General features: G+C 72.8%; 22 protein-coding genes. 8 read left to right on the forward strand and 14 right to left on the reverse strand.

The annotated features are described in order from the left end of the window. Positions 1-10: 10 nt before the first annotated feature. Positions 11-1,357, reverse strand: coding sequence for an ABC transporter substrate-binding protein (locus ACIBNE_RS30715; RefSeq protein ID WP_399277327.1), 1,347 nt, complete (start codon positions 1,355-1,357; stop codon positions 11-13). Between the two features lie 234 nt (positions 1,358-1,591). On the opposite strand from ACIBNE_RS30715, the gene ACIBNE_RS30720 reads away from it, so the two are divergent. Continuing rightward, complete coding sequence (locus tag ACIBNE_RS30720; RefSeq protein WP_399277328.1) at positions 1,592-3,655, forward strand: NPCBM/NEW2 domain-containing protein; 2,064 nt, start codon at positions 1,592-1,594, stop codon at positions 3,653-3,655. Positions 3,656-3,729: 74 nt separating this feature from the next. On the opposite strand, the gene ACIBNE_RS30725 is transcribed toward ACIBNE_RS30720, so the two are convergent. After that, entirely contained in the window at positions 3,730-4,752 is a 1,023-nt protein-coding gene (locus tag ACIBNE_RS30725) for an ROK family protein (RefSeq protein WP_399277329.1), read from the reverse strand. A gap of 181 nt (positions 4,753-4,933) precedes the next feature. Here ACIBNE_RS30725 and ACIBNE_RS30730 point away from each other — a divergent pair, with 181 nt between their 5' ends. Continuing rightward, on the forward strand, positions 4,934-5,920 hold the full coding sequence (locus ACIBNE_RS30730; protein ID WP_399277769.1) for a LacI family DNA-binding transcriptional regulator: 987 nt from the start codon (positions 4,934-4,936) through the stop codon (positions 5,918-5,920). Here ACIBNE_RS30730 and ACIBNE_RS30735 read toward each other — a convergent pair. From ACIBNE_RS30735 to ACIBNE_RS30760, 6 genes are all read right to left on the reverse strand, one after another. After that, on the reverse strand, positions 5,906-7,705 hold the full coding sequence (locus ACIBNE_RS30735; RefSeq protein WP_399277331.1) for a protein kinase: 1,800 nt from the start codon (positions 7,703-7,705) through the stop codon (positions 5,906-5,908). The genes ACIBNE_RS30730 and ACIBNE_RS30735 overlap by 15 nt on opposite strands. Before the next feature lie 88 nt (positions 7,706-7,793). After that, positions 7,794-9,083, reverse strand: a complete 1,290-nt coding sequence (locus tag ACIBNE_RS30740) for a DUF6986 family protein (protein ID WP_399277333.1) — start codon at positions 9,081-9,083, stop codon at positions 7,794-7,796. Positions 9,084-9,246: 163 nt separating this feature from the next. Continuing rightward, positions 9,247-10,209, reverse strand: a complete 963-nt coding sequence (locus tag ACIBNE_RS30745) for an electron transfer flavoprotein subunit alpha/FixB family protein (RefSeq protein WP_399277335.1) — start codon at positions 10,207-10,209, stop codon at positions 9,247-9,249. A gap of 57 nt (positions 10,210-10,266) precedes the next feature. Beyond that, positions 10,267-11,055 carry an electron transfer flavoprotein subunit beta/FixA family protein gene (locus ACIBNE_RS30750; RefSeq protein WP_399277337.1) on the reverse strand — a complete coding sequence of 263 codons (789 nt, stop codon included), beginning with the start codon at positions 11,053-11,055 and terminating at the stop codon, positions 10,267-10,269. 202 nt (positions 11,056-11,257) lie between these two features. Then, the gene (locus ACIBNE_RS30755) at positions 11,258-11,764 is read right to left on the reverse strand and encodes a flavin reductase family protein (protein WP_399277339.1); all 507 of its coding nucleotides are present in this window, start codon (positions 11,762-11,764) and stop codon (positions 11,258-11,260) included. Positions 11,765-11,956: 192 nt separating this feature from the next. Next, complete coding sequence (locus tag ACIBNE_RS30760; RefSeq protein WP_399277341.1) at positions 11,957-12,289, reverse strand: TlpA family protein disulfide reductase; 333 nt, start codon at positions 12,287-12,289, stop codon at positions 11,957-11,959. A gap of 266 nt (positions 12,290-12,555) precedes the next feature. Between ACIBNE_RS30760 and ACIBNE_RS30765 the strand changes: the two genes are divergently transcribed. Beyond that, positions 12,556-13,278 (forward strand): lysophospholipid acyltransferase family protein, encoded by a 723-nt coding sequence (locus ACIBNE_RS30765; protein ID WP_399277343.1) that lies wholly within the window; start codon positions 12,556-12,558, stop codon positions 13,276-13,278. A 155-nt stretch (positions 13,279-13,433) separates the two neighbouring features. On the opposite strand, the gene ACIBNE_RS30770 is transcribed toward ACIBNE_RS30765, so the two are convergent. The 4 genes from ACIBNE_RS30770 to ACIBNE_RS30785 all read right to left on the reverse strand — a co-directional run bounded on the left by ACIBNE_RS30770 (position 13,434) and on the right by ACIBNE_RS30785 (position 17,458). Further along, positions 13,434-14,132, reverse strand: a complete 699-nt coding sequence (locus ACIBNE_RS30770; protein ID WP_399277345.1) for a B3/4 domain-containing protein — start codon at positions 14,130-14,132, stop codon at positions 13,434-13,436. A gap of 97 nt (positions 14,133-14,229) precedes the next feature. Then, entirely contained in the window at positions 14,230-15,309 is a 1,080-nt protein-coding gene (locus ACIBNE_RS30775; protein WP_399277346.1) for a threonine aldolase family protein, read from the reverse strand. Next, positions 15,288-16,034 (reverse strand): SDR family NAD(P)-dependent oxidoreductase, encoded by a 747-nt coding sequence (locus ACIBNE_RS30780; RefSeq protein WP_399277348.1) that lies wholly within the window; start codon positions 16,032-16,034, stop codon positions 15,288-15,290. Before ACIBNE_RS30780 ends, ACIBNE_RS30775 begins: the two co-directional genes overlap by 22 nt. Before the next feature lie 26 nt (positions 16,035-16,060). Next, on the reverse strand, positions 16,061-17,458 hold the full coding sequence (locus ACIBNE_RS30785; protein WP_399277350.1) for a DUF6421 family protein: 1,398 nt from the start codon (positions 17,456-17,458) through the stop codon (positions 16,061-16,063). Positions 17,459-18,022: 564 nt separating this feature from the next. Between ACIBNE_RS30785 and ACIBNE_RS30790 the strand changes: the two genes are divergently transcribed. Beyond that, positions 18,023-18,706 (forward strand): glycerophosphodiester phosphodiesterase, encoded by a 684-nt coding sequence (locus ACIBNE_RS30790; protein ID WP_399277352.1) that lies wholly within the window; start codon positions 18,023-18,025, stop codon positions 18,704-18,706. A gap of 74 nt (positions 18,707-18,780) precedes the next feature. On the opposite strand, the gene ACIBNE_RS30795 is transcribed toward ACIBNE_RS30790, so the two are convergent. Continuing rightward, the gene (locus tag ACIBNE_RS30795; RefSeq protein WP_399277354.1) at positions 18,781-19,341 is read right to left on the reverse strand and encodes a GNAT family N-acetyltransferase; all 561 of its coding nucleotides are present in this window, start codon (positions 19,339-19,341) and stop codon (positions 18,781-18,783) included. 159 nt (positions 19,342-19,500) lie between these two features. Here ACIBNE_RS30795 and ACIBNE_RS30800 point away from each other — a divergent pair, with 159 nt between their 5' ends. From ACIBNE_RS30800 to ACIBNE_RS30810, 3 genes are all read left to right on the forward strand, one after another. Next, on the forward strand, positions 19,501-20,094 hold the full coding sequence (locus tag ACIBNE_RS30800; RefSeq protein ID WP_399277356.1) for a DUF5134 domain-containing protein: 594 nt from the start codon (positions 19,501-19,503) through the stop codon (positions 20,092-20,094). Between the two features lie 194 nt (positions 20,095-20,288). Next, positions 20,289-21,221, forward strand: a complete 933-nt coding sequence (locus ACIBNE_RS30805) for a M56 family metallopeptidase (protein WP_399277358.1) — start codon at positions 20,289-20,291, stop codon at positions 21,219-21,221. 129 nt (positions 21,222-21,350) lie between these two features. Beyond that, positions 21,351-22,019 carry a phosphatase PAP2 family protein gene (locus ACIBNE_RS30810; protein ID WP_399277360.1) on the forward strand — a complete coding sequence of 223 codons (669 nt, stop codon included), beginning with the start codon at positions 21,351-21,353 and terminating at the stop codon, positions 22,017-22,019. Between the two features lie 82 nt (positions 22,020-22,101). Here ACIBNE_RS30810 and ACIBNE_RS30815 read toward each other — a convergent pair whose 3' ends face one another. Next, positions 22,102-22,638, reverse strand: a complete 537-nt coding sequence (locus ACIBNE_RS30815) for an HD domain-containing protein (RefSeq protein WP_399277362.1) — start codon at positions 22,636-22,638, stop codon at positions 22,102-22,104. A gap of 253 nt (positions 22,639-22,891) precedes the next feature. On the opposite strand from ACIBNE_RS30815, the gene ACIBNE_RS30820 reads away from it, so the two are divergent. Next, positions 22,892-23,527, forward strand: a complete 636-nt coding sequence (locus tag ACIBNE_RS30820) for a TetR/AcrR family transcriptional regulator (RefSeq protein WP_399277364.1) — start codon at positions 22,892-22,894, stop codon at positions 23,525-23,527. Positions 23,528-23,539 lie beyond the last annotated feature (12 nt).

Here is a 23,539-nt window from a genome sequence, read left to right on the forward strand (position 1 = left end):
GCTCCCGTCGTCAGCCTTGCGCGAAGATGGTCTTCTTCTGCCGCTCGATGCCGTTGACCAGGCCGTCCACGTCCTTGGGGTCGTTGATGAAGCTCTGGATCGCGGGGATCATCACGGTCTGGGCGAAGTCGGGCCTGGTGTCGCGGTCGAGGAACTGCGAGATCTGTTTGGCGCCCGAGACGAGCTGGACCGCCTTCTTCTGGAGCGGGGTGTACGCGGAGGTGTCGGCCAGGTCGCTGACGGCGACGTTGTTCGGGTCGCCCGCCAGGTAGGCGTCCTCGGCCGGGCCGGTGGCGAGCCAGGTCAGGAGGTCCCTGGCGCTCGCCATGGCCTTCTCGTTCTTGAGGCTCTTGGACTTCTTCGCGAGGAGGAAGCCGTCGATCGGCGCCTCCACCGCGTCCTGGCCGTGCTCGGGGTCGATGACGGGGAAGGGGAAGAAGTCCAGGTCGGGGCGGTCCGCCGCGGGGAACTGGGCGCCGGGGTGCGGGAGTCCGAAAACCGCCATGCCGGTCTCGCGCTTCTGGAGGGTGGTGGCGGCCTCCTGCCAGGTGCGGCCGTTGGCGCCCGGGTGGCAGTACGGGAGGATCCGGCGCCAGGTGTCGAACGTCGCCTTGACGCGCTTGTCCGTCCACGCCTCCTCGCCCGCCATCAGGCGCTTGTGGAAGTCGTAGCCGTTGGACCGCATGTTGATGTAGTCGAAGGTGCCCATGGCGGGCCAGCCGTCCTTGTCGCAGAAGGCGATGGGGACGAGCCCGTCCTTCTTCATGCGGCGCGCGAGCGCGAGGTACTCGTCGAGGGTCTTCGGCGCCTCGTAGCCGTACTTGGCGAAGAGGCTCCTGCGGTGGAAGACGGCCCACGGATAGTAGTAGTACGGCGTGAGGTACTGCTTGCCGTCCTCGCCGGTCGACTGCGCCTTCAGCGCGGGCGTGAAGCCCCGGTACTCCGCCCAGAGGTCGCTGATGTCGTGCAGCAGGCCCTTCTTCGCGAAGAACTGCATGCGGTATCCGGCGAACCACATGAAGACGTCGTCCGGCTTGCCCTGGAGGTAGCGGTTGATGTTCGTCTGAAACGCGTTGTGGTCAACGGTGTTGACCCTGACCTTGCGCTTCTCCCGCGACTGTTTCGCGTACGCGGCGAAGGCGTCGGCGAACGCCTTCTTCGGCACCGCGTCGGACGCGTTGGACCCCACCCTGACGGTCTTGCCGTCGCCGCCGGGTCCGCCTCCGCAGGCGGCGAGGAGCGCGGGCAGCGTGACCGCTCCCGCGCCGACGGCCGTCGCCCGCAGAAGACCCCTGCGGGACGGGTGGGACGGGTAGGACGGGTGGGTCCGACGGGACCGGTCAACCGAATCCAACATCGAGTGCGTCATGTGCTGTCCTCCGAGCTCGAACCAGGTTCCAACCCAACACAACCGAACGCGAAGCTTGGATCACACTCTCAACTTGGGCCACAGTCAAGGCCCTTGGCCCAATCCTGGACAACCGTTACCCCAACTCTTCCAACAGACTCGAACAGGCTCTACCGTAAACGCGCGCCACGAACACGCACATGTCATCGTCCGATCACGCGTGAGTACGGAGGAACGCAAACGATGCGTCAACTTCCAGGCCGCACACCTCACCGCCGGGCCCGAGCGGTCGTCGGAGCGCTCGCCACCACCCTCATCGGCTGCGCGGGGCTGACCGCCCCGACCGCCACCGCCGCCCCGGCCCCCGCCCCCGCTCCCGCCGCGCGCACCGCAACCACCGCGGCCCCCGCGGCCCCCGCCGGAGGGCAGGCCCTCACCCCGCCCATGGGGTTCAACAACTGGAACTCCACCCACTGCCGGGCGGACTTCAACGAAGCCATGGTCAAGGGCATCGCCGACATCTTCGTCACCAAGGGGCTCAAGGCCGCCGGGTACGAGTACGTCAACCTCGACGACTGCTGGGCCCTCCCGCGACGCGACGCGAACGGCAGGCTCGTCCCCGATCCGGCGCGGTTCCCCAACGGGATCAAGGCGGTTGCCGACTACGTCCACGCCAAGGGGCTGAAGTTCGGCATCTACACCAGCGCGGGCACCAAGACCTGCAACAACGCGGGCTTCCCCGGCGGTCTCGGCCACGAGTACAGCGACGCGCGGCAGTTCGCGGACTGGGGCGTCGACTACCTGAAGTACGACAACTGCTACAACCAGGGCGTCGACGCCAAGCAGCGCTACACGACCATGCGCGACGCGCTCGCCGCCACCGGGCGCCCCATCGTCTACAGCATCTGCGAATGGGGCGAGAACGACCCCTGGGAATGGGCGGGCGACCTCGGCCAACTCTGGCGCACCACCGGGGACATCAGCGACACCTGGGGTTCGATGCTCTCCATCATGAAGCAGAACCTGCCGCTCGCCGCGCACGCGGGCCCCGGCCGCTGGAACGACCCCGACATGCTGGAGGTCGGCAACGGCGGCATGACCGACACCGAGTACCGCACCCACTTCTCGATGTGGTCCGTCATGGCGGCCCCGCTGCTGATCGGCTCCGACCTGCGCAAGGCGACCCCCGAGACGTTCGAGATCCTCGCCAACCGCGAGGTCATCGCCGTCGACCAGGACCCGCTCGGCAAGCAGGGCACCGTCGTCTCCTCCGAGGCCGGACGCTGGGTCGTCGCCAAGGAGATGGCGGACGGCAGCCGCGCCGTCGCGCTCTTCAACGAGACGGGCACCGCGCAGCGCGTCGCCACCACCGCGCGCGCCGTCGGACTGCCCGCCGCCCCCGCGTACAGCCAGCGCGACCTGTGGCGGCACGAGACGCACAACACCGCGGGCACCATCGCCGCGACCGTCCCCGCGCACGGCACCGTCCTGCTGCGGATCGCCCCCGACCCGAAGTGGTCCGAGCACCCGCCCGCCGTCGAACTCGGCCTGGACGAGACCCCGTTGGCGGAGGCCGGCAAGCCGGTGACGCTCACGGGCACGGTGCGCAACCTCGGCCGCACCCCGGCCGTCCGCACCGCCGTCGCCCTCACGGGACCCGCGGGCTGGCGCGTCGAGGCACTCTCCCCCACCGCGTCCCCCGCCCTCCCCGGCGGCCGCGCGCTGACCACCCGCTGGCGGATCACCGCACCCGCGGGGACGCCCACGGGGGCGTACGACATGGAGCTGACCGCCGCCTACCGCGCGCCGAACGGCAACCGCGCCGCCTCGTCGCTCCCGGTGCGCGCGCACGTGGCGGTGGCTCCTCCGGCAGGGACGTCGGCGCTCGGCGCGCTGCCGTGGCTGTCGGCCGACAACGGGTGGGGCCCCGTCGAGCGGGACCGCAGCAACGGCGAGAGCGCGGCCGGTGACGGCGGGCCGCTGACCATCGGCGGGACGGTGTACGCCAAGGGGCTCGGCGCGCACGCGGAGAGCGCCGTCGAGTTCTACACCGCGGGGGCCTGCGAAAGGGTGAGCGCGCTGGTCGGTCTGGACGACGAGACCGGCGTGCGCGGCACGGTCGCCTTCGAGATCTGGGCGGACGGCCGCAGGGTCGCCTCCAGCGGGACCCTCACGGGCGCGATGACCGCACGGGAACTGACGGCCGACGTCACCGGGGCCCGTACGGTACGGCTGGTGGCCACCAGCGCGGGCGACGGCGTCGACTCCGACCACGCGGACTGGGCGGAGCCCACCCTGAGCTGCTGAGCCGCGTCGACGCCACGAAGTTTCCGGGCGCCCCGCGCGCCCGGAACCTTCGCTCCGAGCGGCCGGTACGGTCCTCAGCCCCCGAATCCTCCGAATCCCCCGAGTTCCCCGAATCCGCCGACCCGCGCCCGGCCGGTGACGACGGCCCCGGCCGCCTCCTCCGGGACCCCTCCGGGCGGCACGGCGGCGGCCGCCGCGCCCACCAGGCCCGCGTCCGTCCCGGTCAGCGCGGGCACCACGGTCAGCCCCGCGACGAACGACAGCGTCGCGTACCGCCCCAGCGCCTCGCGCAGCGGCGCGAACAGCACCTCGCCCGCCTTGGACACCCCGCCGCCGATCACCGCGATGTCGATCTCCACCAGGGTCGCGGTCGCGGCGATCCCGGCCGCCAGCGCCTGCGCGGCCCGCTCGAAGGACGCGAGGGCCACCGGGTCGCCCGCGCGCGCCGCCGCCGCCACCGCCCCGGCCGACGCGTCGCCGTCGGGGCCGGGCCGCCAGCCGCCCTCCAGGGCGCGCCGCGCGATGTTGGGGCCGCTGGCGATCCGCTCCACGCACCCGCGCGAGCCGCAGGGGCAGGGGTCGCCGTCGAGGTCCACGCTGATGTGCCCGATGTGGCCCGCGTTGCCCGTGGGCCCCGGGTGCAGCCGCCCGCCCAGCACCAGGCCGCCGCCCACGCCGGTGGAGACCACCAGGCACAGGGCGTTGTCGTAGCCGCGCGCCGCGCCCTGCCAGTGCTCGGCCGCGGTCATCGCGACCCCGTCGCCGACGAGCGCGACCGGCAGTCCGCCGGCCGCCTTGCGCACCCGCTCGACCAGCGGGAAGTCCCGCCAGCCGGGGACGTTGACCGGGCTGACCGTACCGGCGGACGCGTCGACGGGCCCCGCGCTGCCGATGCCCACCGCGCTCACCGAGGCCCACAGCGGGGATCCCGCCAGCTCGGCCACGACCTCCTCGACCGCCCGCATCACCGTCTCGCCGTCCTCACGGGCGGGCGTCGGACGCCCGGCCCGCACCAGGATGCGTCCCGTGCCGTCCACCAGCGCGCCGGCGATCTTGGTGCCGCCGATGTCGAGCGCGGCGACGAGGTGCGTCTGCATGGATGCCGGTTCTCCCGATGAGCGTCCAGGTGGGCGGGTGCCCGACCATAGTCTCCTATTCTCCTGACAACGTTGTCCAGGGCCTATGCTCGACGGCACAGCCCGCACGTCCCCCCACCTGACGACAGGACAGCGCCCCGTGGCCGATCTCGCACCGTCCCGCTATGGCAATCGGCCCACGATGAAGGACGTGGCCGCACGGGCCGGGGTCGGCCTCAAGACCGTGTCACGCGTGGTGAACGGGGAGCCCGGCGTCACGCCCGACACCGAGCGCCGCGTCCAGGAGGCCATCGAGGCGCTCGGCTTCCGCCGCAACGACAGCGCGCGCGTCCTGCGCAAGGGCCGCACCGCCTCCGTGGGGCTCGTGCTCGAAGACCTCGCCGACCCGTTCTACGGTCCGCTGAACCGCGCCGTCGAGGAGGTCGCCCGCGCCCACGGCGCGCTGCTCATCAACGGCTCCAGCGCCGAGGACCCGGAGCGCGAGCAGGAACTGGCGCTCGCGCTGTGCGCCCGCCGCGTGGACGGGCTGATCGTGATCCCGGCGGGCGACGACCACCGCTATCTGGAGCCGGAGATCAAGGCGGGCGTCGCCACGGTCTTCGTGGACCGCCCCGCCGGGAAGATCGAGGCGGACACGGTGCTCACCGACAGCTTCGGCGGTGCCCGCGCGGGCACCGCCCACCTCCTCGCGCACGGCCACCGCAGGGTCGGCTTCATCGGCGACCAGCCGCGCATCCACACCTCAGTGGAGCGGCTGCGCGGCTATCACGCGGCGATGGCGGACGCGGGCATCGCCGTACGGGACGAGTGGGTGTCGCTCGGCTCCACCGCGCCCGAGCGCGTCACGGAGGCGGTCGCCGCGATGCTGTCCGGGCCCGAGCCGGTCACCGCGCTGTTCGCGGGCAACAACCGCGTGACGGTGACGGCGGTACGGGCCCTGAGCGGGCGCGAACACCCCGTCGCGCTGGTCGGGTTCGACGACATCGAGCTGGCCGACCTGCTCGGCATCACGGTCATCGCGCAGGACGCCGCCGCACTGGGCCGCACGGCGGCCGAGCTGCTGTTCCGGCGCCTCGACGGGGCCGCCGACGAACCGGCCCGCGTCGAGCTGGAGACCGTGCTGATCCCGCGCGGCTCCGGGGAGGTCCCGCCGTCAGCAGTGCGGTAGCCCCGGCACGGGCCGGTCGTTCTCGCCGCCCTTGATCCAGACGTCGCTCACGTACACGTTGGTGTTGCCGCTGTCGTCGTCGGTCCTGGCCCACCAGACGTTGGTCCACCGGCCCGAGGTCTCGCGGCGGCCGAGGTTGCTCTGGCAGTAGAAGTAGTTGGTGCCCGCGTTGAGGTGCCCGGCCCGCGAACCGTCCGCCCGGTAGGACACGGCGCGGCTCCACACCGTGCAGTTGTACTTGCCGCCGCCGATGGGGTGGCAGACCGGCGTCTCGGGCTGCTCCGCGCTGCCGCCTCCGCCGCCCGCGGGGGGCTTGGACTCGGTGACCGCCCCGGACGGCTTGGCGGTCGGGGCCTTGCGGGCGGGCTCGCGCGAAGAACCGGCGTCCGGGCCCGCGGACTTCGACGGCTTCGCCTCGTCGCCGTCCTTCCCGCCCTTGCCCTTCTCGCCCTTGCCCTCCTCGGACTTTCCCGGCTTCGGGCTCCGGGACCCACCCGGCTCGGCGGGCCCGGCGCCGGGCGCGACGTCGCCGTCCTCGCCGCCGGTCCCTGACTCACTCGGCGACGAACCCGCAGCCACAGGAGCGGACTTGGGCTTCTCGTCCTGCCCGGAGAGCAGGTACGTCACGCCGCCGCCCGCCAGGAGCACGGCCACCACGCCCGCGGCCACCAGCGCCCTGGAACGCCCGCCGCGCGCGGCGGGCTCGGGCGCGGGCGCACCGCCGATGCCGGTCGGGGGCACGGTCGCGGGAGGAACGGGAGAGAAGGGCCGCGCCGGGTACGGCGCCGGGTGCGGGGCTCCGTACGGCTGCTGCGGAGCCCCGAAGCCCTGCGGCGCGTCCTGCGCGGGCCCGAAGCCCGCGACCGGGGGCGCCGCCGCGTTCAGCACCGTCGGCACCCGGGCCGCGGCGCCGCCCGGCGACAGCGGCACCGTCGAACCGGTGCCGCCCTCGGACGCGACGGCGGACAGCAGCCGGGCCGCCGTCTGCGCGTCGGGCCGCATCGCCGGGTCCTTGTCCATCAACTGGGCCAGGATCGGGCCGAGTTCACCCGCGCGGCGCGGCTCGGGCAGCGGCTCCTGGACGATCGCACTCAGCGTCGACCAGGTGGAGGTGCGGCGGAACGGCGACGCGCCCTCGACCGCCGCGTACAGCGTCGCGCCGAGCGCCCAGACGTCGGACGCGGGTCCCGGCTCCTGGCCCTGGGCGCGCTCGGGCGCCAAGTAGTCCAGCGAGCCGACCAGTTCGCCGCTGCGCGTGAGGTGGGTGGACCTGCCGTCGCCCGGGTCGTCCATCGCGGCGATGCCGAAGTCGGTGAGGACGACGCGTCCGTCGTTCGCGAGCAGTACGTTGCCCGGCTTCACGTCGCGGTGCAGGACCCCGGCCGCGTGGGCGGCGGCGAGCGCCTGGAGGACCTTGGCGCCGATCCCCGCGGCCTCGCGCGGGTCCAGGACGCCGCGCCCGCCGAGCACGTCGTCGAGCGAGGGTCCGTCGATCAGCTCCATGACGATGACCGGGCGGCCCTCGTGCTCGGTGACGTCGTGGACGGCGATGACGCCGGGGTGGCTGACGCGGGCGGCGGCGCGCGCCTCGCGCTGCATCCGCACGCGCAGGTCGGCAAGCTCCGGCGAGGAGGCGTCGGTGTAGGTGCGCAGTTCCTTGACGGCGACCTCGCGGCCCAGGACCTCGTCGAAGGCCCGCCAGACGACGCCCATGCCGCCGCGGCCCAGCTGCGCGACGACGCGGTAGCGGCCCGCCACCAGCCGCGTGTTCTCCCCCGAAGACACCGCTGCCCCGATCCTCTGTACGAACGTGTGTGGTCGCGTACAGCCTACGGGGCGGCGGTGGCCGGTTTCCGGCGGGTGTTTACGGGTGTTACCGAGTCGTGGCGGTGAGGTCGCCGCGGCGCGGCGCGGCGAAGCCGTCCAGGGCGTCGCGGGTCAGGCCGGTGAGCTTCGCGACCTCGTCGGTGTCGAGCGCGCCGCAGTCGATGCCGCGCAGCAGGTAGGAGGCGAGCGCCTTGGCGGACGCGGGCTCGTCGGCGATGTCGCCGCCCGCCCGGTTGGCGTAGGCGGCGAGGCGGGCCGCGGCCTGCTCGAAGCCCTCGCGGTAGTAGGCGAAGACGGCGGCGTAGCGGGTGGGGATGTGGCCGGGGTGCATGTCCCAGCCCTGGTAGTAGGCGCGGGCCAGGGCGCGGCGGGTGAGGCCGTAGTGCAGCCGCCAGGCGTCGTGGACCTTCTCCGTCGTGCCGACGGGCAGGACGTTGGTGGAGCCGTCGGAGACGCGTACGCCGGTGCCCGCGGCGGCGACCTGCATGACCGCCTTGGCGTGGTCGGCCGCGGGGTGGTCGCTGGCCTGGTAGGCGGCGGAGACGCCGAGGCAGGCGCTGTAGTCGAAGGTGCCGTAGTGCAGTCCGGTGGCGCGGCCGTCGGCGGCGTCGATCATGCGGGCGACGGTGGCGGCGCCGTCGGGGCCGAGGATGGACTGGCTGGTCTCGATCTGGATCTCGAAGCCGATGCGCCCCGCGTCGAGGCCGTGCGCCTTCTCGAACGCCTCGACGAGCCTGACCATGGCGGTGACCTGCTCGGTGTACGTCACCTTGGGCAGCGTCAGCACGAGGCCTTCGGGCAGTCCGCCGTGCTCGACGAGCCCGGAGAGGAAGACGTCGAGGGTGCGGATGCCCCGGTCGCGCACGGCGGCCTCCATGCACTTCATGCGGATGCCCATGTACGGGGCGGCGGTGCCGTCGCGGTACGCCTGGGCGATCAGGCGGGCGGCGCGGGCGGCGTCCTGGTCCTCGTCGGCGCCGCCGTAGCCGTCCTCGAAGTCGACGCGCAGGTCCTCGATCGGCTCGCGCTCCAGCTTGGCGCGCACCCGGCCGTGGACGTCGTCCGCGAGGTGGTCGGGCAGGCCGAGCACGGCGGCGAAGGTGGCGGCGTCGGGGGCGTGCTCGTCGAGCGCGGCGAGCGCCCGGTCGCCCCAGGAGCGGACCGTGTCGGCGGCGAAGGCGTCGCCGGGGACGTAGACCGTGTGGACGGGCTGGCGGCCTCCCGGGTCTCCCGGGTAGCGGCGGGCCAGCTCGGCGTCGACCGGGGCGAGGGAGGCGCTGATGCCCTCGCTGACCGCGCCGGCGAGGCTCGTTGCCACGATCTCCTGCTGACCCATTTCCCGTTCCCTCCACACTTTCGGCGTTTCCGCTTCCCGGAATCATCAATCCGTATGGCGAAGTTAACGGCCGCCCCTCATTCGCGTCAATGGTCGCCGGAAAGCGGCGGGGGCCGCCCGGTGAAGATCACCGCGCGGCCCCCGTCGGAAGCGAACGAGCAGGTCAGCCCTTGCGGGACTGGATCTCCTCGGTCAGCTGCGGGACGACGTCGAAGAGGTCGCCGACCACGCCGTAGTCGACCAGGTCGAAGATCGGGGCCTCGGCGTCCTTGTTGATGGCCACGATGGTCTTCGAGGTCTGCATGCCCGCGCGGTGCTGGATCGCGCCGGAGATGCCGGACGCGATGTACAGCTGCGGGGAGACCGACTTGCCGGTCTGGCCGACCTGGCTGGAGTGCGGGTACCAGCCGGCGTCCACGGCGGCGCGCGAGGCGCCGACGGCGGCACCGAGCGAGTCGGCCAGGGACTCGATGACGTGGAAGTTCTCGGCACCGTTGACGCCGCGGCCGCCGGAGACCACGATCGCGGCCTCGGTCAGCTCGGGGCGGCCGGTGGACTCGCGCGGGGTGCGCGAGACGACCTTGGTGCCGGTGGCCTGCTCCGAGAAGGAGACGGCCAGGGCCTCGACCGCACCGGCGGCCGGGGCGGCCTCGACGGCGGCGCTGTTGGGCTTGACCGTGATGACCGGGGTGCCCCGGGAGACCCGGGACTTGGTGGTGAAGGAGGCGGCGAACGCGGACTGCGTCGCGACCGGGCCCTCGGCACCGGCCTCCAGGTCCACGGCGTCGGTGATGATGCCGGACTCGATGCGGACCGCGAGGCGCGCCGCGATCTCCTTGCCCTCGGCGGAGGACGGGACGAGCACGGCCGCCGGGGACACGGCGTCGTGGGCGGCCTGGAGGGCGTCGACCTTCGGCACGACGAGGTAGTCGGCGAACTCGGGGGCGTCGGCGGTGAGCACCTTCACCGCGCCGTGCTCGGCGAGCACGGCGGCGGTGTCGGCGGCACCGTTGCCGAGCGCGACGGCGACGGGCTCGCCGATGCGGCGGGCCAGCGTCAGCAGTTCCAGGGTGGGCTTGCGGACGGCTCCGTCGACGTGGTCGACGTAGACGAGAACTTCAGCCATGGGACTTCAATCTCCTGCGAACGAAAGAACGGGGGCGGTGGGTGGGACGGCCGAAGCTCAGATGAACTTCTGGCCCGCGAGGAACTCCGCGAGCTGCTTGCCGCCCTCGCCCTCGTCCTTGACGATCGTTCCGGCGGTGCGGGCCGGACGCTCGTCGGCGGAGTCGACCGCCGTCCAGGAGCCCTCCAGGCCGACCTCGTCCGCGTCGATGTCGAGGTCGTCCAGCTCCAGCGACTCCACCGGCTTCTTCTTGGCGGCCATGATGCCCTTGAAGGACGGGTAGCGGGCCTCGCCCGACTGGTCCGTCACGGACACGACGGCCGGCAGGGCCGCCTCCAGCTGCTCGGAGGCGGTGTCGCCGTCGCGGCGGCCCCTCACGACGCCGCCGTCGACGGAGACCTCGGAGAGCAGCGTGACCTGCGGGACGCCCAGGCGCTCCGCGAGGATCGCCGGGAGGACGCCCATGACGCCGTCGGTGGAGGCCATGCCGGCGACGACCAGGTCGTAGCCGGTCTTCTCGATGGCCTTGGCGAGCACCAGCGAGGTGGCCATGACGTCGGAGCCGTGCAGGTCGTCGTCCTCGACGTGGACCGCCTTGTCGGCGCCCATCGACAGCGCCTTGCGCAGCGCGTCCTTGGCGTCCTCGGGGCCCACGGTGAGGACCGTGATCTCGGCGTCGTCGTCGGCCGCTTCCTTGATCTGAAGCGCCTGCTCCACCGCGTACTCGTCGAGCTCCGACAGCAGGCCGTCGACGTCCTCGCGGTCGACGGTCAAGTCCTCGGCGAAGTGCCGGTCGCCGGTGGCGTCGGGCACGTACTTCACACAGACAACGATCCTCAAGCTCACGCCGGCTCTCCTACTGCAATCGTCTATTTCTTGGCTGCCTCGTTGCAGGCAGCATAGGCGCCTCACGGGGCGGTTTCCGGTCGGGGCGACCACCGCTCCGAACGAAATATTACTCGCCAGTACACCCAGTTCATTCCCACTAAGCAAGCGCTTCGAACTGTGACCTTGCCAACGCTCCGTAATCGTCCCTCACCGGGAACTCTCAGTCGCGCAGAGCGTTGAAGCGTCCTTGGTGGTAGACCAGCGGCCGGCCCTCGCCCGTCGGGTCGCCCGCGACCGCCTCGGCCACCACGATCCGGTGGTCGGCGGCCGGGACCCGGGCCACCACGCGGCAGACCAGCCACGCCAGCACGCCGCCGAGCACCGGCACCCCTTCGGGGCCCGTACGCCATTCGGTGGGGGCGGCGAAGCGGTCGGCGCCGCTGCGGGCGAAGGTGGCGGCCAGCTCGCGCTGGTGCTCGCCGAGTATGTGCACGCCGATGTGCTCGGCCCCGGAGATCACCGGCCAGCTGGAGGAGGTGACGCCGACGCCGAAGGAGATCAGCGGGGGCTCGGCGGCGACGGAGTTGAGCGAGGTGGCGGTGAAGCCGACCGGCCGCTCACCGGCCGCGGTGATCACCGCGACGCCCGCGGCGTGCTGCCGGAAGACCGAGCGCAGCAGGTCGGGGGAGGCGGTCAGGGACGTACGGAAGTCGGATGTAGCCGTCATGGAGTTGTCCTTCTGCGAGGGGGGCGTACGACGGGGGCCTTGGGTCACTCAGGCACCCGGACAGCGCGCACTCGCATGGCGGCCGAGGTCCACGTGGGCCCGGCCGTAGAGAAGGATCCGCGGCGGCATAGCGTCAGACTGACGATGTGTGGCGGTTGCAGTCAAGCCTGTTTTCCCCTCATGGGAGATGGATCACGAAGGGTTTCGGTCCGCCGGGCCCCGCACCGCGGCGCCGAGCGCCGCGTAGACGTCGACCTTGCGCGGCTGTCCGGCGGCCCGGCGCACGACGCGGCCCGCCGCGTCCAGCACCAGCACGGTGGGGGTCCTGTCGATGCGCAGCGCGCGGACGAGCTCCAGGTGCGCCTCGGCGTCCACCTCCACGTGCGCGACGCCCTCGACCACGCCCGCGACCTCGGCGAGCGTGCGCCTGGTGGCCCGGCAGGGCTGGCAGAAGGCGCTGGAGAACTGCACGAGCGTGGCCCGCTCCCCCAGCTCCGCACCGAGGTCCGCCGCGCTCAGCCGCATCGCGTCCACCGCCCCTTACCGCCCTTCCGTCCGACACGTCCGGACCACGGCCTCCTACCGTGCCCCACAGCGTCAGCAGCGCCGCACGCCGTGGCATTCCCCGCGCTCACCTGGGCGACAGTGACGAGAATCTCCCCGTGCGCACCCGTCAGGACTGGCCACCGGAGCGCGCATACGGCACGATCTGCCACAACGCCGAAAACCTACGGCAGCGTAACTTCAGCCGGGAGAACCTCCCCAGGCACGTGAAGAAGGGTCTTCCCCTGATGGCAGAACTCGTCTATCGGCCGGTCGTCGGCGCGGCTCTCGGGCTCTTCAAAGCGCTGGACCTGAAGATCGACACTCAGGGTTCCGAGCACATTCCGCGGACCGGTGGCGCCGTCCTGGTCAGCAACCACATCGGATACATGGACTTCATCTTCTCCGGCCTCGCCGCCCTGCCGCAGAAGCGCCTGGTGCGCTTCATGGCGAAGGAGTCGGTGTTCCGGCACAAGATCTCCGGCCCCCTGATGCGCGGGATGAAGCACATCCCGGTCGACCGCAAGCAGGGCGAGGAGGCGTACAAGCACGCGCTGGCCTCGCTGCGCTCCGGCGAGATCGTCGGCGTCTTCCCCGAGGCGACCATCTCGGAGTCGTTCACGCTCAAGAGCTTCAAGTCGGGCGCCGCGCGCCTGGCGCAGGAGGCCGGGGTGCCGCTGATCCCGATGGCGCTGTGGGGCACGCAGCGGCTGTGGACCAAGGGCCGCCCGCGCAACCTCAAGCGCAGCCACATCCCCGTGACGATCCGGGTCGGCGAGCCCATGGAGGCCCCCACCGACCAGTACGCGGGCGCGATCACCCGGCGGCTGCGCGAGCGCTGCCAGGAGCTGCTCGAAGCGGCGCAGCGGGCCTATCCCGTACGTCCCAAGGACGCCTCGGACACCTGGTGGGTCCCGGCGCACCTCGGCGGCACCGCGCCGACCCCGGCGCAGCTGCGCGAGGCCGGCTGACCGGGCCCCGGCCCGGCGCAGAAACGTCACTGCCGCACCTCGGGGGCGGGTCCGCGACGTGCGGGCCCGCCCTTGCGGCGTTACGACCCGCGGCGTCACGGCCCGCGGCGTCACGGCCCACGGCGTCACGGCATGCGGTGTCCCGGCCCGCGGCGCTACGCCGACTCCGGTTCGCGCACGGTGACGCGCGCGCCGGGGCTCAGCTTCTCCAGCGACCGGGCGAGCTCCTCGCCCGCCGCCCGCAGTTCGCCCGGCGTCATGGGCGCCAGGGACTCCAGCAGGAAGACCGCGTTCACGGTCTCCTCCTCGATGCGGGTGCGCGGGCCCTGGCGCCAGTTCCAGCGGCGGCAGGTGACGCCCCGCCCGTCGCACCAGACGATCTCGCCGGGCTCCGGGTGCTCGACGCTCTCCTCGCCGCCCGCGACGGTCACGAACGGCTCGTCGCCCGCGGCCCGTACGAGCCTCATCCCGCCCTCGATGCGGTCCAGGTCCTCGCCGCCGACCGGGATCAGACGGGCCACGCTGACCGCGTTGTAGGCGTCGACCAGCAGGTTGATCCGGGGCAGCCCGCCGTCCGCGAGCGCCCGCTTGGCCAGCGCCTCGGCGGAGTTGCGGGTACGGGAGGGCTTGGCGCCGAACGCGGTGTACGCCGCGCGCCAGGCGGCGACGTGCGGGTCCTCGTGCGGCGCGCGGCCGGCCAGGCGCTCGGCGAGGCGCCGGGCCGCGTCGTCGAGGAGCGCGGAACTCTCCTCGCTGCTGGGCCCGTTGACCAGGCCGTGGGCCTCGACGGCGAGGTGGGTGAAGCCGGGGACCAGGGTGCGCACGTCGTCCGCGACGGTGAAGTTGAGCGTCATGCGGTTCACCATAACGTACCCACAAGTCCACTCCACTGGACTCCCCTGGTCATGAGAAAGCGCCCCCGCAGGGGCGCTCCTCACACGGACCGGCTGCTCAGCGGGCCATTTCCTCCTTGAGGGCGAGCAGGAACGCGTCCACGTCGTCCTCGGTGGTGTCGAACGAGCACATCCAGCGCACGTCGCCCGCCGCCTCGTCCCAGAAGTAGAAGCGGAACCGCTTCTGCAGCCGCAGGCTCACGTCGTGGGGCAGCCGCGCGAAGACCGCGTTGGCCTGCACCGGGTACAGGATCTCCACGCCGTCGACCGATCGCACGCCCTCCGCGAGCCGCTGCGCCATGGCGTTGGCGTGCCGCGCGTTGCGCAGCCACAGGTCGCCGGCGAGCAGCGCTTCGAACTGCGCCGAGACGAAGCGCATCTTGGAGGCGAGCTGCATCGACAGCTTGCGCAGGTGCTTCATGTGGCTGACCGCGTCCGGGTTGAGGACGATCACGGCCTCGCCGAACATCATGCCGTTCTTGGTGCCGCCGTAGGACAGCGCGTCCACGCCGACCGCGTTGGTGAACGCCCGCATCGGGACGTCGAGCGACGCGGCCGCGTTGGCTATCCGGGCGCCGTCGAGGTGCACCTTCATGCCGCGCTCGTGGGCGTGCTCCACGATGGCCCTGACCTCGTCCACGGTGTAGACGGTGCCCAGCTCGGTGTTCTGGGTGATCGAGACGACCTGCGGCATCGCGCGGTGCTCGTCCTCCCAGCCCCACGCCTGCCGGTCGATCAGCTCGGGCGTGAGCTTGCCGTCGGGCGTCGGGACGGTGAGCAGCTTGAGGCCGCCCATCCGCTCCGGGGCGCCGCCCTCGTCGACGTTGATGTGGGCGCTCTCGGCGCAGATCACCGCGCCCCACCGGTCGGTGAGCGCCTGGAGCGCGGTGACGTTGGCTCCCGTGCCGTTGAAGACCGGGTAGACCTCGGCCCGCTGCCCGAAGTGGCTGTGCCCGATCCGCTGGAGGTGGTCGGTGTACTCGTCCTCGCCGTAGGCGACCTGGTGGCCGCCGTTGGCGAGGGCTATCGCGGCGAGCACCTCCGGGTGGATCCCGGCGTAGTTGTCGCTCGCGAAACCGCGCACCTGCGGGTCGTGGTGCCTTCGGGCGGCGGTCTTCACGGTTGCGGGGTCAGCCACAGACGCTTTCCATTCACTTCGGCCGCGGTCCTGTCCCAGACTCCGGCGATGGCCTCGGCCAGCTCCGTGACGTCCGTGAAGCCCGCGAACTTCGCGTTCGGGCGCTCGGCACGCATCGCGTCGTGCACCAGCGCCTTGATGACGAGGACGGACGCGGCGGTCTTCGGCCCGTCCTCACCCCCAGCTTTACGGAAAGCGTCACCGAGTGCCAGCGTCCATGCCTCGGCCGCGGCCTTGGCGGCGGCGTAGGCGGCGTTGCCCGCGGTCGGCTTGGAGGCGCCGGCCGCGCTGATGAGCAGGTAGCGGCCGTTGTCGCCGCGGGAGAGCCCGGCCTCGAAGGCGAGCGAGGTGTGCTGCACGGTGCGGATCAGCAGCTTCTCCAGGAAGTCCCAGTCCGCCAGGTCGGTCTCGGCGAAGGACGAGCTGCCGCGCCAGCCGCCGACGAGGTGCACCAGGCCGTCGATGCGGCCGAACTCCTTCTCGGTCTTGTCGGCCCAGGCGCGCGTCGCCGCCAGGTCCAGCAGGTCCACGGTGTCCCCGGTGACCGTGGCGCCGCCGTGGGCGTACCTGGCGCTGTCGACGGCCTCCGCCAGGCGCGCCGCGTCCGCGTCGGCCGCGACCACCGTGGCGCCCGCCTCGGCGAGCCTCAGCAGGGTGGCGCGTCCCGCGGGTCCCGCGGCTCCCGCCACGGCCACCACGGCTCCGTCCAGTGTTCCCTTGCTCATGGGTACCGCCTCCTCAGTCACTGCGCTCACGCCGCGGCCCTCCCCGCGCTCTCGGCGGTGATCCCCCTGGTCGAGGCGATCACGCCCTTGAGCTTCTTGGAAAGCGCCTCATAGAACATGCTGAGCGGAAACTCGTCGGGAAGCACGTCATCGACGAGCTTGCGCGGCGGCAGCGACAGGTCGAGCGCGTCCGGGCCCTTGGCCCAGCGGGAGCCCGGGTGCGGGGCGAGGTAGGTGGAGACCAGCTCGTACGCCTTGAACCAGTGGACCAGCTTCGGCCGGTCGATGCCGGCCCGGTACAGCTCCTCGATCTCGCCGCAGAGCTGGTTGGTGACCTCGGGGGCGCGCTGCCAGTCGATGTGCAGCTGGTTGTCGGTCCAGCGCAGCACGTCGTGCTTGTGGAGGTACGCGAAGAGGAGCTGGCCGCCGAGTCCGTCGTAGTTGCGGACGCGGTCGCCGGTGACCGGGAAGCGGAACATCCGGTCGAAGAGGACGGCGTACTGCACGTCGCGGCCGTGCGCGTTGCCCTCGGCCTCCAGCTTCACGGCCTCCTTGAAGGCGGTGAGGTCGCAGCGGAGCTCTTCGAGCCCGTACATCCAGAACGGCTGGCGCTGCTTGATCATGAAGGGGTCGAAGGGCAGGTCGCCGTGGCTGTGGGTGCGGTCGTGGACCATGTCCCAGAGCACGAACGCCTGCTCGCAGCGGGCCTGGTCGCCGACCATCTCCTGGATGTCCGCGGGCAGTTCGAGGCCCAGGATGTCCACGGAGGCCTCGGTGACCTTGCGGAAGCGGGCCGCCTCGCGGTCGCAGAAGATGCCGCCCCAGCTGAACCGCTCGGGGGCCTCGCGCACGGCGATGGTCTCCGGGAAGAGGACGGCCGAGTTGGTGTCGTAGCCCGAGGTGAAGTCCTCGAAGGTGATACCGCAGAACAGCGGGTTGTCGTAGCGGGTGGCCTCCAGCTCGGCGAGCCACTCCGGCCAGACCATGCGCAGCACGACCGCTTCGAGGTTGCGGTCCGGGTTGCCGTTCTGCGTGTACATCGGGAAGACGACGAGGTGCTGGAGCCCGTCGGCGCGGCCCTGGGCGGGCTGGAAGGCCAGCAGCGAGTCCAGGAAGTCCGGTACGGCGAAGGCGCCGTCCGCCCACTTGCGCAGGTCGGCGACGAGCGCCTGGTGGTACGCGGCGTCGTGCGGCAGCAGCGGGGCGAGGTCGACGACGGCTCCGGCCACGCGCTCCACGGCCGCGTCGGCGGCGGCGCGGGTCGGGGCGCCCTCGGCGTCGAAGTCGATCGAGCCGTCCTTGGACTGCCAGGGCCTGATCTCCTCGACCGCGGCCTTGAGCACGGCCCAGGACGGGTGGTCGATCACCCGCGAGGCAGTGGATATGCCCCCACCGGCAGCTTCCTGCACCAGAATTTGCGTCATGTCACTTCCTCCACGGGAGAACCTCGCGTCAAGACACCGTATCCATGTGCGGTTCTTCCGGACAAGAGGGGCTGAGTAAATTATCCTGCCGACCCCCCATGGTCGCCGGAAGTTTTCCTGTGATGCACCACTGATGCAGCCGATGCGGCCGCCTTCGAAGGCGAGTGGGGAGGGGGTGCACAGGTCCGTGCCGGGGCTCGGCGACGCGGGCGGGGAGACGGGCGGCGGCACGGAAGGCAACGCGGAAGGCAACGCGGCGCCGGGGCGCGCCCACGCACGGGTGACACTGCTCGCACCGGACGGGCGCGCGCCGGTAGGACGGGCACGCACCTCCGTACCGCCGCCGCCCCTGGGAGTCGTACCGCATGAGCACCCGCGCCGTACTGGTCGCAGCCCTCATCACCGGGTTCATCCTGGGCGTCGCGGGGGCCAGAACCGGGCATACCGCACCTCTGGGACCCGTGCACACGCAGGGTCCCGCGTTGAACACGGGCCGCTAGCGTCCGTGCCGTGCGGGGCGCCCGGCTCCGCGCGGGAGCCGCCGTCGACGGAAGCGAGACAGCCTTGTCGTTCCTGACCATCGGCCACCGCGGAGTGATGGGCGTCGAGCCCGAGAACACCCTGCGCTCCTTCGTACGCGCCCAGCGGTGCGGCATGGACGCCGTCGAGCTGGACCTGCACCTCAGCAAGGACGGCGCGCTCGTCGTCCTGCACGACGCCGACGTGGACCGCACGACCGACGGAAGCGGTCCGGTCGCCGAGAAGACGCTCGCGGAGCTGCGCGGGCTCGACGCGGGGCGCGGCGAGCGGATCCCGACGTTCGACGAGGTACTGGCGGCGGTGAGCGCGCCGCTCCAGGCCGAGATCAAGGACGTGGCCGCGGCCCGCGCGCTCGCGGAGCTGATGCGCCGGCACGATCTGGCGGGGCGGGTCGAGGTGTCGTCGTTCCACGACGAGGCCGTCGCCGAGATCGCCTCGCTGGTGCCGGGCGTGCGCACCGTGCTCATCGCCGACAGGTGGGGCGGCGACGTGGTGGACCGGGCGCGGGCCGTGGGCGCGGGGTCGCTGGCGCTGAGCATCCGCAGACTGACGCTGGAGACGGTGGAGGCGGCGCACGCGGCGGGCCTCAAGGTGATCGGCTGGGTGGTGAACACCCAGGAACAGCTGCGGCTGGCTCGGGCACTGGAGCTGGACGGGGTGACGACGGACTTCCCGGAGATCCGCAGGACGGGCCGGTTCACGGCCTGAGCGGAACCCGAGCAGAACCTGAGCGGAAACCGAGCGGCAGGGGGCGCGCCTCGCGGGGCGCGCCCCTTTACCGCTTACCGCGCGTGGGGCTCCTGGCCGAGTTCCTTCTCCAGGCGCTCGAACTCCAGGTCCGGCCTGCGCGGGACGCCGAACCGCTCCTGGCCGTAGGGGAAGGGGCTCCTCTCGCCGGTGCGCCGGTAGCCGCGCCGCTCGTAGTACGCGATCAGCTCGTCCCGTACCGAGATCACCGTCATCTGCATCGTCCGCACGCCCCACCGTTCGCGCACGTCCCGCTCGGCCTCCGCCAGGATGAGCTTGCCGAGGCCCGCGCCCTGGAGGCCGGGGCGCACCGCGAACATCCCGAAGTAGGCGGCGTCGCCCCGGTGTTCGAGCTGGCAGCAGGCCACGAGATCGTCGTCCCGCTCGACCACCAGCAGGCGGCTGCCGGGGGCCCTGACCACCGCGAGGACGCCTTCGGCATCGGTCCTGGTGCCGTCCAGCAGATCGGCCTCCGTCGTCCAGCCGGCGCGGCTCTCGTCGCCCCGGTAGGCCGACTCGATCAGCTCGACCAGTCCGGGGACGTCCGCGTCGGTGGCGTCGCGGAAGCGGAGCAGGGCGGTGTCCGCGGTCTCCATGGTGGCTCTCCGTTCTCAGCAGTGCTCTCGTGCCCCAGGACAGTAACCCCGTCCGGCCCCTGCCCGGAGCCGCGTGCTCCCCGCGTACCCCCGTGCGCCGGGTACGGACCGCCGGGTGCGGGCATCGACCCCTCGACACGTCGATCGGGGAGGTACGCCGTGCACGGACCGGCGATGTCCGGCTGGCTCCTGGTGGCGCTCTGCGCCGCCACGGGCGCGTACTGCCTGCTGCGCATGCGCAGCGGGAGCGGGGCCGACGAGCGCGGTTCCGCGCGGGGCGAGGCGGTGATGGGGTTCGGGATGGCCGCGATGGCGGTGCCCGCGGCGGTGGTCGCGCCGCCGGAGTGGAGCTGGCTGGTGTACGCGGCGGTGTTCGGCGCGGCCGCGCTGCGCGCACTGTGGCTCGCCCGGCGCGACGCCCACCACCTGCACCACCTGGTGGGGTCGCTGGCCATGGTGTACATGGCGGTGGCGATGGCCCCCGGCGCGGGCGGCGGGGGCGGTGCGCACGCCGGGCACGGCGGAGGCGGCGGGACCGGCGCGGGGGCGGCGGGCGCGGGCGGGATCCCGCTGCTGACCGGGGTGCTGGTGCTGTACTTCGCGGGGTACGTGCTCCTCGCGGGCGCGCGCCTGGTGCCGGTGGCGTCGACCGCGGGGGGCAGCGGGGTCGCATGGGGGGCGCGGCCGGAGCTCGCGCTGGCCTGTCGGCTGTCGATGGGGCTCGCGATGCTCACGATGCTGCTCACGCTGTGAGGACGTCCGTGCCGCTCGCCGTGCGAGGGCGTCCGCGCCGCTCACGCCGTGAGGGCGTACGCCCGGGAGCGCGCCCCTGAGGACGCGTCTGCGGGAGCCCGCGGGCCGCGCCGCGCGAGGCGCGTCCCGTGGCGTGCGTCACTTGGGCGCCACCGCCGTACCCCGGGGCGGCTCCCCGCTCATAGGCTGGGGCCATGCTGCTCTCCCTAGCGCTGCTGATGCTCGGTGCCCTGGCTGCCGTGGTCGCGCCCCGCCTGCTGGCGCGGGCGCAGTGGACCGAGCGCGAGCCCGTGGTGGCGCTGTGGGTGTGGCAGTGCGCGGTGGCCGCGGTGCTGCTGTGCTTCGCGCTGTCGATGACGTTCAGCGCGGCGGCGGCCTGGCAGGCGGTGCGCGGCCGGGTCTTCGCGCCCGCGCCGCACTCGGTGGTCGAGGCGTACGCCCTGGCCGAGTACGGCCCGTGGTCCGCGGTGATCGCGGTGGTCCTGGCCCTCGGCGGACTGTGGACGGGCGCGATGCTCACGCGCGAGGTCCGCGGGGCCCGCCGGGAGCGCAAGCGGCGGCGCGCCGAACTCCTGGTGCGCGCGCCCCTGATGCCGGGCGAGGAGCCCGACGGTCCGCTGGTGCTGCTGGAGGCGGAGCGGCCCGACGCGTGGTGGCTGCCCGGCGCCGCGCCCCAACTGGTCATCACCACCGCCGCGTTGCGCCGTCTGAAAGGACGTCAGCTCGATGCGGTGCTCGCCCACGAGCAGGGGCACGCGCGGGCGCGGCACGACTGGCTGCTGCACTGCTCGGGCGCACTGGCCTCGGGCTTCCCGCAGATCCCGGTGTTCGCCGCGTTCCACGCCGAGATGCACCGGCTGGTCGAGCTGGCCGCGGACGACGTCGCCTCGCGCAGGTTCGGGCGGCTGACGATCGCCCTCGCGCTGGTGGAACTGAACGAGGACAAGGGGGTGTTCGGGCCCTGCCCGACGCCGCACGCGCAGCTTCCGCAGCGTGTGAACCGCCTCCTGTCCCCGGTCCCCCGCCTGACGGCGGGCCGCAGGCTGCGGCTGACCGCGGCCGCTTCGCTGGTCCCCGTGGTTCCGGTGCTGCTGGCCTTCGTACCGGCACTGCGGGCGCTCGGTTAGTCCTTACGGCCTTACGGCCCCGGGGCCCTCTACCGTCCGGGGGCCCTCACCGCCCGGGGAACCTTACGGCGGGCGGGGACGGCGGCGCGGTTGTGGCCCGTCGCACGCGGCATCGGGGAGGATCGGGGCATGCACTCCCCGCCCCTCACGCCACCGACGCACACCCCGCACCGACGGGCGCTCCTCACGGCGGCCTTGTGCGGTGCGCTGTCCCTCGCGCTGCTGGTGCTGGTCGCCGTCGAATGGTCGCCCCTGATGCGCCTGGACCGCGCGATCGCCGACGGCCTGCACGGCTGGGCGGTGGACTCCCCCGGGCTCACCCGTGCCAACCGGGTGCTCTCCGACTGGGTGTGGGACCCCTGGACGATGCGCGCCTTGACGGCGGTGGCCGTGCTGTGGCTGCTGCGGGCCGGGGAGCGGTCGCTCGCGCTGTGGATCGCGGTGACGAGCGTGGCGGGCACGCTGGTGCAGCAGGGCATGAAGGCGGCGGTGGGGCGCGAGCGCCCCGAGTGGCCCGACCCGGTGGACTCCGCGCACTACGCGGCGTTCCCCTCGGGCCACGCCATGACGGCGGCGGTCACCTCGGGCCTGCTCCTGTGGCTGCTGGCCCGCGCCGCCCCGTCACGCACGGCGTGGCGCTGCGCCCTGGCGGCGGCGACGGTCTCCGTGGTGGGCGTGGGCCTGACGCGCCTGTACCTGGGCGTGCACTGGTTCACGGACGTCCTGGCGGGCTGGCTCCTGGGCGCGGCGGCGGTGGGCCTGGCGGTGACGACGTACGGCCGCCGCCGGTCCTCCTGAAACGAGCCGCTCCTGAGACGAGCCGCTCCCCGAACGACCCGGCGCCGCTCCTGAAGCGTCTCCGGGGCCCTGTTCGCCGTGCTCAGCGGGACTCGTGGGAACGGTCGCGCCGCTGTCCGCGCTCCCGGAGTTCCGTCAGGAGCGACGGATTGACGCGGGAGACGATCAGCTCGATCTCCTCGGGAGCGGCCGCGGCCCACAGCACGTCCCGCGCGGCCCGGTACCTGGCCGCCAGCCTGGCGCGCTCGTCCTCCGGCAGCCGGGCGGCCCTGTCCGGGTGGCTGTTGTGGGCGTTGTCGGCGATCTTGACGAGGGTGGCGTCCCGGTTTCCCGTGATCCGCCGGATCTTCTCCTCGTAGGGCACGCCCGCCTGATTGGTGACGTCCTCCACGGCGGCGACGACACGCTCGGGGAGGCCGTGCGCCCGCAGCTCGTCGGCCGTCCAGTCGGTGTCCTCGACGACGTCGTGCAGCAGCCCCGCCATGACGAGTTCGTCGCCGAACGGCACGAGGCCTGCGGCCACGGCCCTGACGTGCTCGACGTACGCCGTTCCGATCTTGTCGACCTGGCCCGCGTGCGCGCGCTCGACCAGCGCGTCCACCTCGCTGACGGACTTCACCGCGGCCCCTCCTCGGACGGCGTCCGGGACCGTGCCGTGGAACTCATCGGCCCACGGCACGGCCCGTCTGCGGACAACCCTCGACCGGGCGCGATGCCGGGTCGTTCGGTGTGGAGCTGCCCGGCCGCCTTGATTCGGCGATCCCCCGCGTCGCCGAATCAAGACAGCAGATCCCCGCCTACAAGCCGGAACGGCGTGCGATGGGGTGCGTTGATTATAGTTGGCTCGGAGCCAGTCAACGCAGGAGTCCAGGATGTCCCCGCGCAGCGCATCGGTCAATGAAGAGATGCGACGTCGTTCTCGGGAGAGGCTGCTGCAGGCGACCGTGGAGCTCGTCGCGGAGCGCGGGTACGAGGCGACGACCCTGGGGGACATCGCCGATCGGGCGGGAACCGCGCGGGGGCTCGTTTCGTACTACTTCCCCGGGAAGCGGCACCTCCTGCAGTCCGCCGTGCACCGGTTCATGCACCTGACCATCTCCGCCGCGCTGGAGCGCGAGCCGCGCAGCGAGGACGGGCGGGAGCTGCTGGCGCGGGCCGTCGACGCCGTCCTGGGGCTCGCGGTGGAGAATCCGGTGCTCATGCGGACGCACATGGCCGGGATCCTCCAGGCCGAGGGGTTCGTGCAGTGCCCCGAGCAGCAGCTGCTCGCGAAAGTGCTGCGGGAGACCGTACGGCTGTACGGGGCGGCCGACCCGGACAGCGAGTACCCGCTGCTGCGGGCGAACCTGATGGGCGCGGTGTTCGCGCTGCTGCTGCCCGGCGCGCCCATGCCGCACGCACGGCTGCGCGCCGAGCTGTTCCAGCGCTACGGGCTGGGCTGGGAGCTCGGCGTCCCGCCGGGCGACGAACCGCCCGGCGGGACGCGTCACGACCCGGCCGCCTCCTGAGGGAGCCCGACC

It is taken from the genome of Streptomyces sp. NPDC050504 (assembly GCF_044458065.1).
Lineage (GTDB): Bacteria > Actinomycetota > Actinomycetes > Streptomycetales > Streptomycetaceae > Streptomyces.

What these genes read in the sequence shown, in the direction of transcription:
- ACIBNE_RS30715 (WP_399277327.1), bottom strand. Translation starts at nt 1,357, where the DNA reads ATGTTGGATTCGGTTGACCGGTCCCGTCGGACCCACCCGTCCTACCCG.
- ACIBNE_RS30720 (WP_399277328.1), top strand. Translation starts at nt 1,592, where the DNA reads ATGCGTCAACTTCCAGGCCGCACACCTCACCGCCGGGCCCGAGCGGTC.
- ACIBNE_RS30725 (WP_399277329.1), bottom strand. Translation starts at nt 4,752, where the DNA reads ATGCAGACGCACCTCGTCGCCGCGCTCGACATCGGCGGCACCAAGATC.
- ACIBNE_RS30730 (WP_399277769.1), top strand. Translation starts at nt 4,934, where the DNA reads ATGAAGGACGTGGCCGCACGGGCCGGGGTCGGCCTCAAGACCGTGTCA.
- ACIBNE_RS30740 (WP_399277333.1), bottom strand. Translation starts at nt 9,083, where the DNA reads ATGGGTCAGCAGGAGATCGTGGCAACGAGCCTCGCCGGCGCGGTCAGC.
- ACIBNE_RS30745 (WP_399277335.1), bottom strand. Translation starts at nt 10,209, where the DNA reads ATGGCTGAAGTTCTCGTCTACGTCGACCACGTCGACGGAGCCGTCCGC.
- ACIBNE_RS30755 (WP_399277339.1), bottom strand. Translation starts at nt 11,764, where the DNA reads ATGACGGCTACATCCGACTTCCGTACGTCCCTGACCGCCTCCCCCGAC.
- ACIBNE_RS30760 (WP_399277341.1), bottom strand. Translation starts at nt 12,289, where the DNA reads ATGCGGCTGAGCGCGGCGGACCTCGGTGCGGAGCTGGGGGAGCGGGCC.
- ACIBNE_RS30765 (WP_399277343.1), top strand. Translation starts at nt 12,556, where the DNA reads ATGGCAGAACTCGTCTATCGGCCGGTCGTCGGCGCGGCTCTCGGGCTC.
- ACIBNE_RS30770 (WP_399277345.1), bottom strand. Translation starts at nt 14,132, where the DNA reads ATGACGCTCAACTTCACCGTCGCGGACGACGTGCGCACCCTGGTCCCC.
- ACIBNE_RS30780 (WP_399277348.1), bottom strand. Translation starts at nt 16,034, where the DNA reads ATGAGCAAGGGAACACTGGACGGAGCCGTGGTGGCCGTGGCGGGAGCC.
- ACIBNE_RS30785 (WP_399277350.1), bottom strand. Translation starts at nt 17,458, where the DNA reads ATGACGCAAATTCTGGTGCAGGAAGCTGCCGGTGGGGGCATATCCACT.
- ACIBNE_RS30795 (WP_399277354.1), bottom strand. Translation starts at nt 19,341, where the DNA reads ATGGAGACCGCGGACACCGCCCTGCTCCGCTTCCGCGACGCCACCGAC.
- ACIBNE_RS30805 (WP_399277358.1), top strand. Translation starts at nt 20,289, where the DNA reads ATGCTGCTCTCCCTAGCGCTGCTGATGCTCGGTGCCCTGGCTGCCGTG.
- ACIBNE_RS30810 (WP_399277360.1), top strand. Translation starts at nt 21,351, where the DNA reads ATGCACTCCCCGCCCCTCACGCCACCGACGCACACCCCGCACCGACGG.
- ACIBNE_RS30820 (WP_399277364.1), top strand. Translation starts at nt 22,892, where the DNA reads ATGTCCCCGCGCAGCGCATCGGTCAATGAAGAGATGCGACGTCGTTCT.